Raw genomic sequence first — 14,502 nt, 5'->3', positions numbered from 1 at the left:
CTAATCCTAAGGTCGCAGGTTCGAATCCTGCCGGGCGCACATACATCTATCTGCTCAAACGTAGGTTAATACCGGCCTTTGATTTAGCCGGAACCCACCAGGGACCCACCGCGTCAGGCATGTTCAACCGCAGCGAACGGCCCCACGCCCGGCAGGGTGCCGCTAGGCGTGGGGCCGCAGGTGGGGCAGATCTTGGCTCTACATCGGGATGGGCACCGATGGCGGGGCCGCATGGCGTGGGTTCGGCGCGCACTGCGGCAGCCATCCCACGAACTGGTCGTGCAGGCTGCCAGCCGGCAGGGTGCGCAGGTCGGCGGCCGCCTCAACCATGGCGGCGCTCAGCACCAGTGCCAGGCTCACCGCCGCGCCTTCGTACTGCGCCAGGAACTGCCGCTGCCGACTCGGGCACGGCCAGGCGTACCCGCAGCCGACGCACGACCAGTTCGGCCGCAGCGGCTGATGCGCGGTCACCGCGCAAACCGCCCTCGGTTGGCCTGCCGCGCCTGGTCGGCTTCCAGTGCCGCGACCACCCCGGCCTTTCGCGTGCGCTCCAGCCAGCTCACCAGCACGCGCAGGGCCGAGTTGTCGAACCGCTTGACCGTCCAGTCGATCATTCGCTGGTCGTAGGTACCCAACTCCACACCGCGCAGCGCGTCGCGCAGAGCCTCTTCACGCTGCTCAGGCTCGGTGTATGAGCCGAACGGTTCAGTCTCCAGCGGAGCGATGGGCGCATAATGGCGGGCCTTCATACTGGACATGGGTCGGGGCTCCTTCCCGATCAAGAGCCCCGGTTGGCGGTGCCATCGCCGATCGGGGCTCGCCTATTTGGTGACCTCTCTAGGTTAGTTATAGAGCCTAGAGAGCACAACGACCCCATAGCAGTTACAGTGTGTAGCCTGCATGATCGAGTTGTGCCAGTCCCCATGACCTCGTACCAGATAGCCGCTGACCTGACCGAACGCATTAAGACGGGCGAGTACCCGGCCGGGTCGCAGTTGCCGACGTACGCCACGCTGGCGAACCTCTACAGCGTCAGCCCGGCGACCATCGCTGGGGTCATGCGGATCTTGCGGGAACGCGGTGTAGTCATCGGAGTTCCGGGACGGGGCACATTCGTGCCGGAGTGACGGCTGCCCAAGGCACACCGCCCGAGCCCCATACCGGTGCTTCGCATGATGGGCGGGAACCGTCACACCGATGATCACGGTGGGGCATGGTGCACTCGACGTGGGAGAACCGTGACCTCCCAGTGCTACGCACTGTCGTGGAGATGGCGCGGATGAAGGGGCTTGGAGATTGAGCCCGAAGAGATCGCTGAGCGCATCAGCTTTGACGCACGGATAAGTGCCGGCCGCACAGATGCCTGGGGCTGAGCGCGTCGACCGTGCGGCAAATCCATTGGATTCTCAGCGGGGCGTTTGAGCGGGCGGTGCGGTGGCGCTGACTCGGGGTCAATCCGGCGTCACAGGCCTCGCCGCCTTCGTTACCCCATCCGGATCCACATCCGCCGTCGTTGGACGAGGCGGCCCGGATCGTTGTCGCGGCCTGGGCCGATCCGGTTGTCTGGACGGTCACCGATCACCCCTGCGAGTTGCAGGAGCACCTAATCCGCCGCCTGGCTCTGCCCCTCAACCTCGACCAGAACCGCCATAGCGCGTTTCACCAGACGCTGTCCACGATTCGAGCCGAGCAGAAGGCGAAAGCGCGGGCTCTCCCAATCGATGCCTGACAACGCGCCGCTGCCTCGGAAGGAAACCATCGTCCGCCGGACAACTCAGGTGAGACGTGGCAGGGGTCTGCTGCACCGCGTCACGGTCGTGCCCGTTGCGTGCCCGATCCTGCAGTCACCGGCGGGCAGCCATAGCCAACGATGACAACGACTAGGTCGTGACCAGTTAGGGGAACAGGTATACGGATCGCCGTCGGCTGCTGATCGACAATTCCTGAACCGCGTTACGGGTGTAGGCGCTGCTCATCGCGCAACGCGAACGAGAGCCCTGCCAAGGATCCCGTCGTCTCGCTCATCGTTCCAGCTAATCACCTCCACCGGACGCCTGGCATGGCGAGGTTCGGCGTTGAACTCTTGCACCTCGCCCGACAGCGGGGCGCTAGTGACGATTAGAAGTCCTGCGTCTCCGATGCCGCCCGTAACCGCATCCACCTGACCCATTGCGTCTCGGACATCCTTCATGCTCAGCGTTCCATAGCGGCGCGCGATTGCTTCGACCAACGCCTTTCGCCCGCTAGCGGTTTCAGCAACGAAGTCCAAGGGGCGACGGGTTGGGTCCCAGACCACCTCACGCTTAACGATCGCTCCAGTTCGCTCCAGCGCAATTTGGAGCTCGTCCTCATACCTTCGAGCTTCTTGGCGGGGAGACCGCGCGATAGCAGGACTAATCATGGCAGCGGCCTCCACCATGCCCTCCGCAACCTCAGGATCCTTTTCATGCTTTGCACGCTCGACGACCCTCACGGCGGCCTCAGCCTGAGCCAATTCGATGCTGTTGCCGCCTCCGCCCAGCTTGAGGAGGCGAGTGCCTTGAACCCCTATCAGGAGGAACGCCGCTCCAGCGAGCACAAGAGCAGCCGCGCCCGCCTGATTGGATGTGGCGAAGACGGCGTAGCAACCGGCTCCTCCAGACCCAAGACCGATAGCGACGGCACCTAGGCGCTCCCACCACTGCATTGGAGGTGATGGGCGCGATGGATCGACCTGCACCGACACTCCGTCGCGTCCTTCCGGTTCATTCATGCCAGGTCTCCCCGATCATCGCGTCCCCTCCGCGCATCCAGCAGCAAGCGAGCCGCTCGTGTCCTAGTAGGCGGAGCCCACGTTAGGCGGCGGTCAGCAATAAGTCAGCAAACCCGATGGCCGACGCCGTGATCGAACGACGCTGATCCGCTAGTGCGCTGGAACGAGAACTACCGTATGAGAGCGGCTAGCAATGGCCGAGAGGCCGAACCAACGTTCACACCGAAACGCTCGTCGCTTCGACCTTGCTGCCCACATCCTGACTGAGGCGAAGCCCGGCAGACTGTGCGAGCAGTAGTACTGACACTGGTTAAACCTGACCATGCGGCCACATACCGGACACGCCTGACGAGTCACGTCCGGGATGTACCGCTCGTCAATGGCTGCCATCTGGCTGAGGTGCCCGTGCAGCGCGTGGACCGCCTCGTGCAGCACGTGTCGGGCACTCGCAAGAGCCGGCTCTCGTCGCCGCTTCACAAAAACGGAAGCAGTCCGTAAAGGCCGCCGTACTCGCATAGCGGCCCAACTCCAATTGGTCATTCGGCGGTCCCCCGCGACGGATCGAGCCGATAAGGTCATGGGTGTTCCGCTCAGCGTTAAGACCAAGACGAGGCACCTTGATGACGAAGAGGTTCAATCCCCCGCCTGGATGGCCGCCGGCCCCCGAAGGCTGGCTTCCGCCAGCGGGCTGGCAGCCGGATCCTTCGTGGCCATCGCCGCCGGATGGCTGGGAGTTGTTCGTCGAACACAGCGACAAGAATGTCAGCAACTTGCCCGCCCCATGGATTCCAGGGGAGGTCGTGGCGCGTGAGGCTCATCGAGAGCCTGACGAACGGCAGACGCTGGTTCCGACATCGCCCCATGTTCCCGCCCAGGCCCCAGGACCAGTGCCATCTCCGGCATCAGCACCGCCGCCGGTGGAGCCGGAAGTGATCTGGGCGGCTAAGGGGCAACCAATTACCGGCATCGGCGCGGGCACATACAAGCTGACCGCTACCATGCTGTTCTTCGAGAAGGGGATGCTCTCAACTCGAGCCCAGCAGGTGCCGATCGCCCACGTGGTTGATGTGGATATACGGCAGTCCATGACCCAGAAGGCTCGCGGCGTCGGGAACGTCCTCGTGCACGTCCAGCGGTCCAACGGCGTCGAACTGGTAGTCCTTGAAGATATTCCGGATCCACGCGGTGCCGTCTCGATCATCAATAGAACGGCGCATGCCGCGAGGCTTGTAGAGCAGCAGAGGGCGAACACGCACCACTACTCAGGGGTAGCCCCGACTGTGGCTCCACCACCTGCACCAGCCCCCGTCGCGGCGCCAGCGACCGACCCGATCGAACAACTTCGGCGGCTCGGCGAGCTGCGTGACGCCGGCATTCTTACGGAAGAAGAGTTCGCCACGAAGAAGGCTGAGATCCTCTCACGGCTCTAGTTGGACTGTCAGGCGATAACCTTCCACAGCTTCTGTGGGGTCGCACCGGCGGCTCGACCGCACGATAGACACATCGGGGCTCCGCCCCGTGCCCCTACCTCGTCGGCGAGGCAGGCTCCGGGCGCAGCAAGATCCACACGACGCTCACGATCGTAGGTGGAATCGCGGGTCGCACCGCCCCATCCCCTGCCCCATGGGGATGCCCGGCAACCTGCCGGACCGCAAGGGACGAGCCGCTCCGCGGTCGGGCTTCGCCCGATCCCTTGCGGCCCGGCGAAGGCTCGAGAAGCTCTGGCCGAGAAGCGTTCGGAACTGGCCGAAGCCATCGCGCAGGCGTACCAGGATGGCATGCGCCAAGTTGACATCATCAAGATGACCGGACTTTCCCGCGAGCGCGTACGACTCATCCTCCGCGCTGCCGGCATCGAGGCGGACCAAGACCAAGGCTCCAGCAGCGAAGGCCACGACCAGTTTGGTCCCGGCCTTCTTCTGTCGTTACGGGATAAGGCGCCTGCTCACCGGCCGGTCACCCAATGCCCCCTCAGCGCTCGCCCAGCGTGCGGACCGCTTGACGTCAGCGAGGTTATGACGCTGGGAGAGATCCAGTCGCGCTTAGTTGGCGCTCACCGCCGACGCGGAGTCGGTTGCCGCCTTCTCGCTTTTCCGCTGTCCCGGCACGGACGTACTCGGCGCCTCAGCGTGAGACTGCTCGGTCGGCACGGAGTCGTCCGCCATCTCAAGGTCGTCGAACTCCCCCGCTACCTGCGGCTGGTCGGCCCAGAGCGCACGCAACTGTGCCTGCATGAACGCCGTCAGCCGCCCTCGGTACTCGCGGTCGAACCGCTCCAGGGCCTCGATCTGCTCCTGCAGTGCCGCACGCTTGGTGGCCAGGCTACCCACAACGTCGTCGTAACGCCGCTGGGCCTGCTGCTTCAACTCTTCAGTGTTGTGCTCCGCGTTGGCCACTATCGCCTCCGCCTGCCTCCGAGCCTCCGCCACGATCCTGTCGGCGTTCTGCTGCGCCTCCTCGACCCGCGCCTGGGCCTCGCGGGCCGCGCCCTCAGCCGCCGTACGCGCCGAGGCGAGTACCTTCTCCGCCTCGCGTCGCAAGTTCTGAGCGTGCGCGTCGGCGTCGTGGGCTATCTGCTCTGCGGCCGCCAGCGCGTCTGCGCGAATCTTGTCCGCATGCCGCTGCGCGGTGTGGACATGCTCATTGGCCGTGCGCTGAGCCAGAGTCAGTACGTGCAGGGCCTGGTTCGCCATGTTGGGGTGCGACTCGGCCAGTGGTGGCTCCGTGGCGGTGATGTCCGGAGTCGTCATTCCGTTAAGCGTCACTTTGACACGATCCTTCATCCGGTTGTCAGTCACGGAAGGCCTCCGTAAGTTCGGGCTCACGCGCGCGGCTTTCGTGTCGACGAGACGTCGGTCCCTGGTGAGCGGACGCTCGGGGTTTCCGTAATCAGGCTCTGCCTATATCGAGGACGTGGGTCCACGACTGGCGGCATGCTACCAATCTGAGCAGGAGAAAGACGAGAGCGAATTTCGTCGACCAGACGGTCACACCGTGCCCTGGGGCCAAATTCCCAGGTATCTCCCTGTCCCAGGGGTGCGCAACCCGGCAAGCTCTGCGGTCGCCTCCATGACCGGCAGGCATCCGACCAGGTCGTCGTCCTCCATCCAGGTCAAGCCACAGAAGCCACAGCGGGTCCGCCAGAGCGATCGCCAGGACCGCCGAATCGAAGCCGACCTGCGCCGCCGCATCCAGGAGGGTGAGTGGCCACCGGGTGGGCGGCTACCCACGTACCAGGAGCTAGCCGACGAATACGGCGTGTCACTGCAGCCGGTACGACAAGCATTGACCAGGCTGGAGAGCGCTGGCGTCGTCGTCCTCCGCATGGGAGGCCGGCCGCTCGTCGCGGACCGCGGCCAGGAGCCAGGCGCGTCCAGCTAGAGGGAGGCCAACCCCGTACGCGCCCCCCGCCGCTGCGCCTTCTCCGCGTACAGCCGCGCATCCGCGCTCGCGTACAGGCTGTCGAAGTCGTTGCCGTCCCGCCCCAGCACGGCCGCCCCGATGCTGACCGGGGTACGCACGGCCAGCGTCTCGCGCAGCCGACCGACGACATCGGTAGCGTCGGCAACACCGACGAGGACCACGAACTCGTCCCCACCGAGCCGGCCGACGATGTCGTCACCGCCGACGGAGTCGCGTAGCGTCTGCCCGACCCAGGCCAGCAGCTCATCGCCGGCCGCATGCCCCCGGGAGTCGTTGAGCTGCTTGAAGCCGTCGAGGTCGAGGATCAGCATCGTGGCGCCACGGCCCGAGGCGACGAATGCGGTGAAGCTGTCCTCGAAGCCGCGGCGGTTGAGGCAGCCGGTGAGGACGTCGACGCGGGAGAGCCGGCTCATCAACGCGCGCCGGCGGGCGGCTTCCGCCCCTTGCCGCGCGCAGACCAGCGAGGCGGCAACGGCGCCGAGCAGGTGGGCCACGATGTACCAGTCGCTGGAGGCTCCCCCGAAGTAGGCGACGGCAAGGTAGAGCAGCGACGCGGCACCCAGGGCTGGCAGCACGGCCTTGGCTCGGGTACCGAGCGCGAGAAGCGGCATCGCGGCCAGCAGCCCGACTCCGGTCGGGGCACTGACGCCGCCGTCGAGGTAGGCGGTACCGCCCGAGATGACGAACAGGACCGCTGCCATCGCGCTCATGATGGTGCGGGCCGACGCGGAGCGGCTCAGCCAGTCCGCTGCCGCCAGCAGGATCAGCCCCAGCGTGCCGCCGAGGACGCTGAGAGCGGCGATGCCGAGCCAGTTGGGCTGACCGCAGGCGAACAACGCGGCGTAGAGCAGGCCCACGATGCAATTCAGAACCGACAACCGGCCGGCGTCGCCGATGGAGTTCCGGCGCCGTTCCAGGCGGGAGACGGCTACCGGGGCCTGCCGCTCGACCTGTCCGCGGAACGCCGTCACCGCGGCCTCCACCGCAGCCGCCGAGGGGACGGGCCGGTCGCGGGTCGCCTTGTCGGCGTACACCCGCTCGTCAGCGATGTGTTTGAGCTCCGCGATCGTGGAGGCGTCGGCGGGGAAGCTGGCGTGGCCGAAGCTGGCCGGCGTGGTGTCCTGAATGGCACCCCGAAGCCGGCCGACGACGGCCGAAGGGCCGGGATCCGAGCCGCCGAGGATGACCGCGAACTCGTCGCCGCCGATCCGGCCGACCGCATCATGGGGGCCCAGCTCAGCGCTGAGCGTACGGGCGGTCCAGGTCAGCAGCTCATCCCCGACGTGGTGGCCGTAGCTGTCGTTGATCTCCTTGAACCTGTCCAGGTCGATGAGGATCAGGGTCACCGAGTCACCGGTGAGTGTCGCCTTGGCGAGTTCCTCTTCCAGCCGCTCGTCGAATCCGCGCCGATTCAGGCAACCGGTCAGCGGGTCGATCCGGGAGATCTCGGCGAGGCGGCGCCGCAGCGACGCGAGCACGCGCGAGTGCCGGAGACACAGGTACGCGATGCCGCCGAAGGCCAGCGTATGCGCGAAGGGGTACCCGGGCGGGGCCGGGTCGCCGAGGATCACGACGGTCCAGTACGCCACCAGCCCCAGGGCCGCGACGGCAACGAACGGTCGCGGCGGCACCAGGATCGCAAGGAAGATCAGCGAGAACGGGATCAGCGCGCCGATCGGGCTCGCTACACCGCCGTCGAGCAGACCGAGCACGGCCGAGCCGGTGAGGCTGGCGACGACGCCGCAGAACTGGAGGGGCACCCGCGCCCGGGTACGGGCGATCCGCTCGGCCTGCCACGAGCCGAAAACCGCCACGCTCAGCATGGCACCGATCACCGCGAGCATCAGCAGCCGACGCGGCGCGCCCCAGGTGCCGACGACGTAGCTGATGGCCAGGACCGGACCGACCGCACTGTACGCGTTGCTGCGACGGATCACCCGTACCCGGCGGTTCGGGGCCGTCGAGGCGGCGTATGGCGGTGCAGCGGTCATGGCGTTGGCTCGTAGTCCTATCGCGGCGACGCAGCGGTTAGTAGTCAGCCACCTATCGACCGCGACTAGCTAATCCTGAGAGATGTGATCCTCTCACCGGCCCGCCACGAGCAGCTACCACCAACTGCCCGGCTCCCCCTTGTTGCCCTGCCGCACCGCTCCGACCCAGTACGCCCCGACCCCGTCGAGCTCGAGCATCAGGTCGACCACCTCAACGCCTGGCTCGGCTCCGTAGTGCTTGGTCACCAGGGCGGGCAGTTCATCCCCGGCCACCGGCGGAGACTGCACAGGCGTCGCCGGTCCGAACGAGGCCCGGCGGCGAATCGCCTCCTCATCAGTGGCACTGATGATGTACCTGACGACGCTTCCCAGCACTGCCATCGCTGCTCCCCCGCTTACCGACGATCCCTGGGTGGACGGAGATAACGGAGCGTACCCCAACCACCTACTCCACATAGGACATGACACGGCCGGCGAGCAGCTTAGGTTCAGTGATCTCTTGACTACGCTCAGTATAGGGCTCTATATTTTGCGTAATCCCGCTTCGTATCTCGACAGCGAGCGGCGTGGGCGAAAGGCCCCGACAGCCCCGGCGAGAGCACGGCCGGACAATCCATGAAACCGAATTTATTCGGACAGCGCCTATCCGGCTGCCTTCAAGTGCGTGGGCTCATTCGGCGACGACACCGAAAAAGACGGCACCGAAAAAGACGGCACCGAGAATCAACGACGAACCGACCTGCAGGGGGGGGGGCGGTGATGCAGCCATGCCGATTTTCGGCTGGGATTGACGCGTCCGACTACGACTGGGACCGGGGCCCCATGGACGTCGCGGCGGCAGTTCGCGACGGCATCACGTTCTTCACCCACAAAGCGACGGAGGGTACCCGAACCCAACACATCCATTACGGGGAAGCGCTCAACCGGGCACGCGCGGCGGGGGTGCCCTGCATGGGGGCGTACCTGGTCCCACGCACCCCGGGAAACAACGGCCACGGAGCGATCGCAGAACAGGTCAGCTACTTTCTGAACTACCTCGATGCGCAGACCCCGTGGTGGCGGTCCACGCCTCAGTTCTTCATCCAGGTCGACACCGAGCACTGGGGCTACGACGACGTGGCGCCACAGTACGGGGCTCAGGCCTGCGACCTGCTCCGCAGCCAGACCGGTAAATGGGTCATCCACTACGCCCCGCGATGGGCGTACGGCGACACGATCCCCGGCGACGATCCGCTGTGGGCATCGTCGTACGGCACCAATCCCGCGGCACCATATCGACAGGCCTACCCGGGCGACGACTCATCGGGCTGGACGCCCTACTCCCGCCGCACGCCGACCATCCTGCAATTCGGCAGCAGGCTCACGATCGGCTCCCAGCCCAGCTGCGACGGCGATGCGTTCCGGGGCACCCTCGCGCAATTCCAAGCAATGGTCATCGGAGGAGACGACCTGATGGGCGTACTCATCGGCAACGAGCCGATCCAGGAGTATCTACCGCGAATCGAGCGGGCCCTGTGGTGGCCGATCCCCGGCATCGCCACGGACGTGAAGACCTCTCTTACCAAGCTTGACGGCCTCGCGACCGCCGTTGGCAATATTCCGACCGGCAATGCTCAGGCACCGACTCAGGACCAGCTCAACACCGCCATCCTGAACGCGATGCTCGATCCCCGGGTCCAGAAGGGGATCGGCGATGCCATCGCGTCGCACATTCACGTGACCTGAGCGTACGGGCTCGTCGGGGCAGCGGGCCGCCACCCGCGCCCCGGCCGAACTGCAGCCACGAAAAAGAATCAGCTTCCCGGCGCCCGGACCGATGTGATCGCAGATTCCGCACGATCGACGGTTTGGGCGCTGGTGCTCGGTGAGGTGTTCGCTTCTGTGCTCGCGGCAGCGCGGGCAGGTTCACCATGGGCATTCGAGCGCCTGTACGCCGACCTGGCGGGCCAGGTGACCGGCTACCTGCGGATGCAGGGCGCGGTCGAGCCGGATGACCTGGCCAGCGAAGTGTTCATCGGAGTCTTCTCTGGGCTGCCCCGTTTCGAGGGCGACGAGGCGGGGTTCCGCTCGTGGGTCTTCACCATCGCCCACCGGCGGCTACTGGACGAACGTCGCCGCCTGGCCAAAACCCCGCACCTGACCTCCGACGACGTGTTGGAGTCGATGCCCGGCGACGATGTCGAATCCGACGTCCTGGCCGGACTCGAAGAGGGCTGGGTCCGGCAGGTCTGCGCGGAACTGCCCTCCGACCAGCGGGCCGTCGTACTGCTCCGCGTGCTCGGCGACCTCAGCACCGAGCAGGTCGCGGAGATCATGGGCAAGAGCACGGGCGCGGTGAAACAGCTGCAACGCCGCGCCATCACTTCACTTCGAGTGAGACTCACGTCACAGTCCGTACCTCCAGCGAGCGGTTCCGAGATTACGGGGGCGAGATGACCGGAGACCGCATCGACGATGCCACTGTCGAAGCTCTGCTGACCGGGCGTCGGGCCTTCGCCACCGAGCCGGAGTTGACCGCGTTCACCGCGGCGCTGCGCTCGGCCGGCACCCGACCCGGACAGCCGAGTCCCCGTCTGGCGGCGATGTTGGCCACCGGCGTCTTCACCGAAAAGGGCGACCTGCCGGCGACGGCAGCAAGCAACGTTCACGGGCCTGCCGCACGGCGGCAGGTGGCCGGACTACCGAAGTGGAGACAGAAGAAGATGGCTATCGAGACCGCATTCGCCACCATGGTCGGCAAGTTTGTGGCGCTGGGCTGGGCGGCCAAGGCCGCCGCCGTGAGCACCGTCGCCGTGGCGAGCATCGGTGGCGCCGGCGCCGCCGGCGCCCTACCCGAGCCGCTGCAGCAGCCGTTCGACCGCACCGTGCACAGCGTGATCCCGGACTACCCGGCCGGTAACCAGAAGCCCACGACGCCCGCCCCCGCGCCGAGCGTCAGCGCGACCTTCGACAAGGACGGCGAGCACCCCGGCACGGACGGCCGGAGCTACAGCCCGGAGGACGCCGGACGGCCCAGCGGCTCGCCGAGCTGGCCGGGCTGGTCGGGTGCCGACCGTCCCAGCACGGCACCCAGCGACCGCCCGTACACCCAGCCGAGCCGGCCCGCCGCCGGCAACGGCCAGCGCTCGACCCAGCCGAGCCGGCCGGGCACCGCCCCCCAGCAGCCGGCGCAGCAGAACCCGCGCACGCAGGCCCCGACCCAGCAGTACCCGACCCAGCAGGCCCCGGCCCAGCAGTACCCGACCCAGCAGTACCCGACCCAGCAGGCCCCGGCCGGCCAGCGGTAGTACGCACGCATCAGGCGCCGCCGTCCGTGACCCGTCACGGACGGCGGCGCCTCGCGCTATCTGCGATGTTCTACCTATCGAGCGGACCTTCCACCCGCACCACATAGGCGTCAGTCTATGACTATGACATCGCCGACGATCGACCTCACCATGCTTGCCGACCCGGCTCTCCGCGCCGACCCGTACCCCCTCCTACGCCAGATGCGAGAGGCCTCGCCGCTCCCGCTGATCGATGGCCTGCTGGTGGTGACGGGCCGGCACCGCGACTGCTCCGCCGTACTGCGCCACCCGCACGCCAGCAGCGAGCGGTACCGTTCGGCGCTCACCGCGCCCAACCTGGAAATCTCGACCCTGTCGTTCCTGTCGCTGGACCCGCCCGACCACACGCGCCTGCGGCGCCTGGTCTCCTCGGCGTTCACCCCACGGGTCGTGACGGCGCTGCGCCCCCGGATCACCGAAATCGTCGACTCACTGTTTCGGCGGGTGGCGGAACAGGGGCGCATGGACGTGATCGACGACCTGGCGTACCCGCTCCCCGTACAGATCATCAGCGAACTGCTGGGCGTACCGGCCGAGGACCATGAGCGGCTCCGGGCCTGGTCGGCGCAGCTCGCCCGCGGGCTCGACCCGCAGTTCACCGACCCGGACCCGGAGCGGGTGGCGGTGGCCGAGGGCGCGCGGACGGAGTTCAACCGGTACTTCTCCACACTGATCGCACAGCGGCGCACCCACCCGCGCGAGGACCTGCTGTCGCTGCTGGTCCACGCCGAGTCCGAGGGCGACAAGCTCAACGAGGAGGAGTTGCTCGCGACGTGCGTACTGCTGCTGGTCGCGGGGCACGAGACGACGACCAACCTGATAGCCAACGCCGTCCTGGCGCTGCTGCGCCACCCCGACCAGCTCGATGCCCTGCGGGCCCGCCCCGATCTCGTCGACGGGTGCACCGAGGAGACGTTGCGCTACGACCCGCCGGTACAGATGACGACCCGGGCCGCCCGCGGCACGCTGCCCGTCGGTGAGGTGGAGGTACCCGACGGCGGCATCGCCGTACTGCTGATCGCGGCGGCGAACCGTGATCCGGACGTATTCGACGAGCCGGACCGCTTCGACATCACCCGCAAGCCGGGCGGGCACCTCGCCTTCGCCGCCGGGATCCATTTCTGCCTGGGCGCCGGGCTCGCCCGACTGGAGTCGGCCGTCGCCCTGGACGCGTTCGCGCAGCGAATTGTCGCGCCACGCCTGCTGGAGCCAGTGGAGTACAAGGCGAACATCAATCTCCGCGGTCCGGCACGGCTCGACGTCACCTTCGACGCGATTCGATCTCTCTGACGTTTGCGGCGACCGAGGGGGCGGGCACATAGAAACCGCCCCCTCGACCACGTGGAGAGACGGACGCCGATGAGCGAGTACTGGTACAAAGAGGCGGTTATCTACTGCCTCGACGTGGAGACGTTCGCCGACTCCGACGGCGATGGCATCGGTGACCTGCGCGGCCTGATCGGGCGCCTGGACTATCTGGCCCGCCTCGGCGTCACCTGCCTGTGGCTGAACCCGATCCACCCCTCACCCGGCCGCGACGACGGCTACGACATCACCGACTTCTACACCGTCGACCCTCGCATCGGCAGCCTCGGCGACTTCGCCGAACTGCTGCACCAGGCGTCCAACCGCGGTATCCGCGTGATGATCGACCTGGTCGTCAACCACACCTCCGACGAGCACCCGTGGTTCCGGTCGGCCCGCTCGTCACCCGACTCCCCGTACCGCGACTGGTACATCTGGACCGACAGCGAGCCGCCCGATCGGCACCAGGGCATGGTCTTCCCCGGTGAACAGCGCGAGACCTGGTCCTACGACCGCACCGCGAAGGCCTGGTTCTACCACCGCTTCTACGACTTCCAGCCCGACCTCAACTACCACAACCCACGGGTACGCGAAGAGGTCAAAAAGATCATGGCGTTCTGGCTGCAACTCGGGGTCGCCGGGTTCCGCATGGACGCCGTGCCGTTCATCATCGAGCTGACCGAGCCGGGCAAGAACCCGTGCCCGATGGATTTCGACTTCCTCACCGAGCTACGCCAGCACGTCCAGTGGCGCCGCGGCGACGCGGTGCTGCTCGCCGAGGCGAACGTGGAGCCGGACAGGCTCCCCGGATACTTCGCCGACGCCGGTGGCTCCAACAGCCGACTGCACATGCTGTTCGACTTCATGCTGAACGGCCGCCTGATGCTGGCCCTGGCCCGCCAGGACCCGGAGCCGATCATCGAGGCGCTGCGCGACACCCCGCAGCTGCCGCGAGGTGGCCAGTGGGCGACGTTCCTGCGCAACCATGACGAGATCGACCTGTCCCGGCTGACCGCGGAGCAGCGCGCGGACGTCTTCGCCGCATTCGGTCCGGACGAGAACATGCGACTGTACGACCGGGGAATCCGCCGCCGGCTTGCCCCGATGCTCGGTGGCGACCGGCGGCGGATCGAACTCGCGTACTCGCTGCAGTTCACGCTGCGCGGTACGCCGGTGCTGCGGTACGGCGAGGAGATCGGCATGGGCGACGACCTCGCGCTGCCGGGGCGCAATTCGATCCGTACGCCGATGCAGTGGTCGCGTGCGCCCAACGGCGGCTTCACCAGCGCGGACGAGCCGATCCGGCCGGTCGTCGACAGCCGCGATTATGGATACCAGAAGGTCAACGTGACCGCCCAGCGCCACGACCAGGACTCGCTGTTCGGCTGGTTCGAGCGGATGATCCGCACCCTGCGGGAGAGTCCCGAGGTCAGCGCCGGAACCTGCGCCCACATTGATCAGAAGCTGCCGCCGGGCATCCTCGCGCACCGCGCCGACGGGAGCACCGGCACGATGGTCTTCCTGCACAACCTCGGTACCGACGACGTCCGGGTCGACCTGAGCGAGCTGTACGGGGAGGCGGACGATCCCAACCAGGTCTTCGGCGACCGTGATTATGGCCCGGTGGGGCGGCTGGACGCGCTCGACCTGGCCGGCTACGGGTACCGCTGGATCCGGCTGTGCCGCAATCCTGGTACGTAAAGTG

Annotated in this window: 14 protein-coding genes and 1 pseudogene; 9 read left to right on the top strand and 6 right to left on the bottom strand. The window is 67.1% G+C overall.

What is annotated here, in order from left to right; all coding sequences use genetic code 11:
• Positions 1-198: 198 nt before the first annotated feature.
• Positions 199-471 carry a hypothetical protein gene (locus HC028_RS19830; protein ID WP_168078873.1) on the bottom strand — a complete coding sequence of 91 codons (273 nt, stop codon included), beginning with the start codon at positions 469-471 and terminating at the stop codon, positions 199-201.
• Complete coding sequence (locus tag HC028_RS19825) at positions 468-758, bottom strand: hypothetical protein (protein WP_168078872.1); 291 nt, start codon at positions 756-758, stop codon at positions 468-470. Before HC028_RS19825 ends, HC028_RS19830 begins: the two co-directional genes overlap by 4 nt.
• Positions 759-911: 153 nt before the next feature.
• On the opposite strand from HC028_RS19825, the gene HC028_RS19820 reads away from it, so the two are divergent.
• Positions 912-1,127: a winged helix-turn-helix domain-containing protein gene (locus HC028_RS19820; protein WP_239075564.1), complete on the top strand. Its 216-nt coding sequence runs from the start codon at positions 912-914 to the stop codon at positions 1,125-1,127.
• Between the two features lie 209 nt (positions 1,128-1,336).
• Positions 1,337-1,567 (top strand): annotated as a pseudogene (locus HC028_RS27790) (site-specific integrase); the annotation flags it as partial.
• Positions 1,568-1,972: 405 nt separating this feature from the next.
• Here the strand turns inward: HC028_RS27790 and HC028_RS19810 are convergent.
• Positions 1,973-2,752, bottom strand: coding sequence for a hypothetical protein (locus HC028_RS19810; RefSeq protein WP_168078870.1), 780 nt, complete (start codon positions 2,750-2,752; stop codon positions 1,973-1,975).
• 917 nt (positions 2,753-3,669) lie between these two features.
• Here HC028_RS19810 and HC028_RS28545 point away from each other — a divergent pair.
• The gene (locus tag HC028_RS28545) at positions 3,670-4,182 is read left to right on the top strand and encodes an SHOCT domain-containing protein (RefSeq protein ID WP_239075563.1); all 513 of its coding nucleotides are present in this window, start codon (positions 3,670-3,672) and stop codon (positions 4,180-4,182) included.
• A 612-nt stretch (positions 4,183-4,794) separates the two neighbouring features.
• Here the strand turns inward: HC028_RS28545 and HC028_RS19800 are convergent.
• Positions 4,795-5,502: an ATP synthase F0 subunit B gene (locus HC028_RS19800; RefSeq protein WP_168078869.1), complete on the bottom strand. Its 708-nt coding sequence runs from the start codon at positions 5,500-5,502 to the stop codon at positions 4,795-4,797.
• Between the two features lie 319 nt (positions 5,503-5,821).
• Here HC028_RS19800 and HC028_RS19795 point away from each other — a divergent pair, with 319 nt between their 5' ends.
• A complete protein-coding gene (locus tag HC028_RS19795) occupies positions 5,822-6,133 on the top strand; it encodes a winged helix-turn-helix domain-containing protein (RefSeq protein ID WP_168078868.1) in 312 nt (103 codons plus the stop codon).
• On the opposite strand, the gene HC028_RS19790 is transcribed toward HC028_RS19795, so the two are convergent.
• On the bottom strand, positions 6,130-8,166 hold the full coding sequence (locus HC028_RS19790) for a GGDEF domain-containing protein (RefSeq protein ID WP_168078867.1): 2,037 nt from the start codon (positions 8,164-8,166) through the stop codon (positions 6,130-6,132). The two genes, HC028_RS19795 and HC028_RS19790, sit on opposite strands and share 4 nt — an antisense overlap.
• A gap of 114 nt (positions 8,167-8,280) precedes the next feature.
• Positions 8,281-8,547 (bottom strand): hypothetical protein, encoded by a 267-nt coding sequence (locus tag HC028_RS19785; RefSeq protein WP_168078866.1) that lies wholly within the window; start codon positions 8,545-8,547, stop codon positions 8,281-8,283.
• Positions 8,548-8,781: 234 nt separating this feature from the next.
• On the opposite strand from HC028_RS19785, the gene HC028_RS19780 reads away from it, so the two are divergent.
• The 5 genes from HC028_RS19780 (at position 8,782) to HC028_RS19760 (ending at position 14,498) form a co-directional block, all read left to right on the top strand.
• On the top strand, positions 8,782-9,891 hold the full coding sequence (locus tag HC028_RS19780) for a GH25 family lysozyme (RefSeq protein ID WP_308442065.1): 1,110 nt from the start codon (positions 8,782-8,784) through the stop codon (positions 9,889-9,891).
• A 144-nt stretch (positions 9,892-10,035) separates the two neighbouring features.
• The gene (locus HC028_RS19775; RefSeq protein WP_168078864.1) at positions 10,036-10,602 is read left to right on the top strand and encodes an RNA polymerase sigma factor; all 567 of its coding nucleotides are present in this window, start codon (positions 10,036-10,038) and stop codon (positions 10,600-10,602) included.
• Positions 10,599-11,453: a hypothetical protein gene (locus HC028_RS19770; protein ID WP_168078863.1), complete on the top strand. Its 855-nt coding sequence runs from the start codon at positions 10,599-10,601 to the stop codon at positions 11,451-11,453. Before HC028_RS19775 ends, HC028_RS19770 begins: the two co-directional genes overlap by 4 nt.
• Positions 11,454-11,576: 123 nt before the next feature.
• Positions 11,577-12,782, top strand: a complete 1,206-nt coding sequence (locus HC028_RS19765) for a cytochrome P450 (protein ID WP_239075562.1) — start codon at positions 11,577-11,579, stop codon at positions 12,780-12,782.
• Between the two features lie 69 nt (positions 12,783-12,851).
• A complete protein-coding gene (locus tag HC028_RS19760; protein ID WP_168078861.1) occupies positions 12,852-14,498 on the top strand; it encodes an alpha-amylase family protein in 1,647 nt (548 codons plus the stop codon).
• The last annotated feature ends 4 nt before the right edge of the window (positions 14,499-14,502 follow it).

The organism is Planosporangium flavigriseum (assembly GCF_011947225.1).
In the GTDB taxonomy this organism is placed as follows: Bacteria; Actinomycetota; Actinomycetes; order Mycobacteriales; family Micromonosporaceae; genus Planosporangium; species Planosporangium flavigriseum.
This window is presented reverse-complemented; position numbering and strand designations above follow the sequence as displayed.

Coding starts and splice junctions, on each gene's coding strand:
- HC028_RS19795 (WP_168078868.1), top strand. CDS start 5,822: ATGACCGGCAGGCATCCGACCAGGTCGTCGTCCTCCATCCAGGTCAAG.
- HC028_RS19800 (WP_168078869.1), bottom strand. CDS start 5,502: ATGACGACTCCGGACATCACCGCCACGGAGCCACCACTGGCCGAGTCG.
- HC028_RS19825 (WP_168078872.1), bottom strand. CDS start 758: ATGTCCAGTATGAAGGCCCGCCATTATGCGCCCATCGCTCCGCTGGAG.
- HC028_RS19765 (WP_239075562.1), top strand. CDS start 11,577: ATGACATCGCCGACGATCGACCTCACCATGCTTGCCGACCCGGCTCTC.
- HC028_RS19770 (WP_168078863.1), top strand. CDS start 10,599: ATGACCGGAGACCGCATCGACGATGCCACTGTCGAAGCTCTGCTGACC.
- HC028_RS19785 (WP_168078866.1), bottom strand. CDS start 8,547: ATGGCAGTGCTGGGAAGCGTCGTCAGGTACATCATCAGTGCCACTGAT.
- HC028_RS19790 (WP_168078867.1), bottom strand. CDS start 8,166: ATGACCGCTGCACCGCCATACGCCGCCTCGACGGCCCCGAACCGCCGG.
- HC028_RS19810 (WP_168078870.1), bottom strand. CDS start 2,752: ATGAATGAACCGGAAGGACGCGACGGAGTGTCGGTGCAGGTCGATCCA.
- HC028_RS19760 (WP_168078861.1), top strand. CDS start 12,852: ATGAGCGAGTACTGGTACAAAGAGGCGGTTATCTACTGCCTCGACGTG.
- HC028_RS19780 (WP_308442065.1), top strand. CDS start 8,782: ATGAAACCGAATTTATTCGGACAGCGCCTATCCGGCTGCCTTCAAGTG.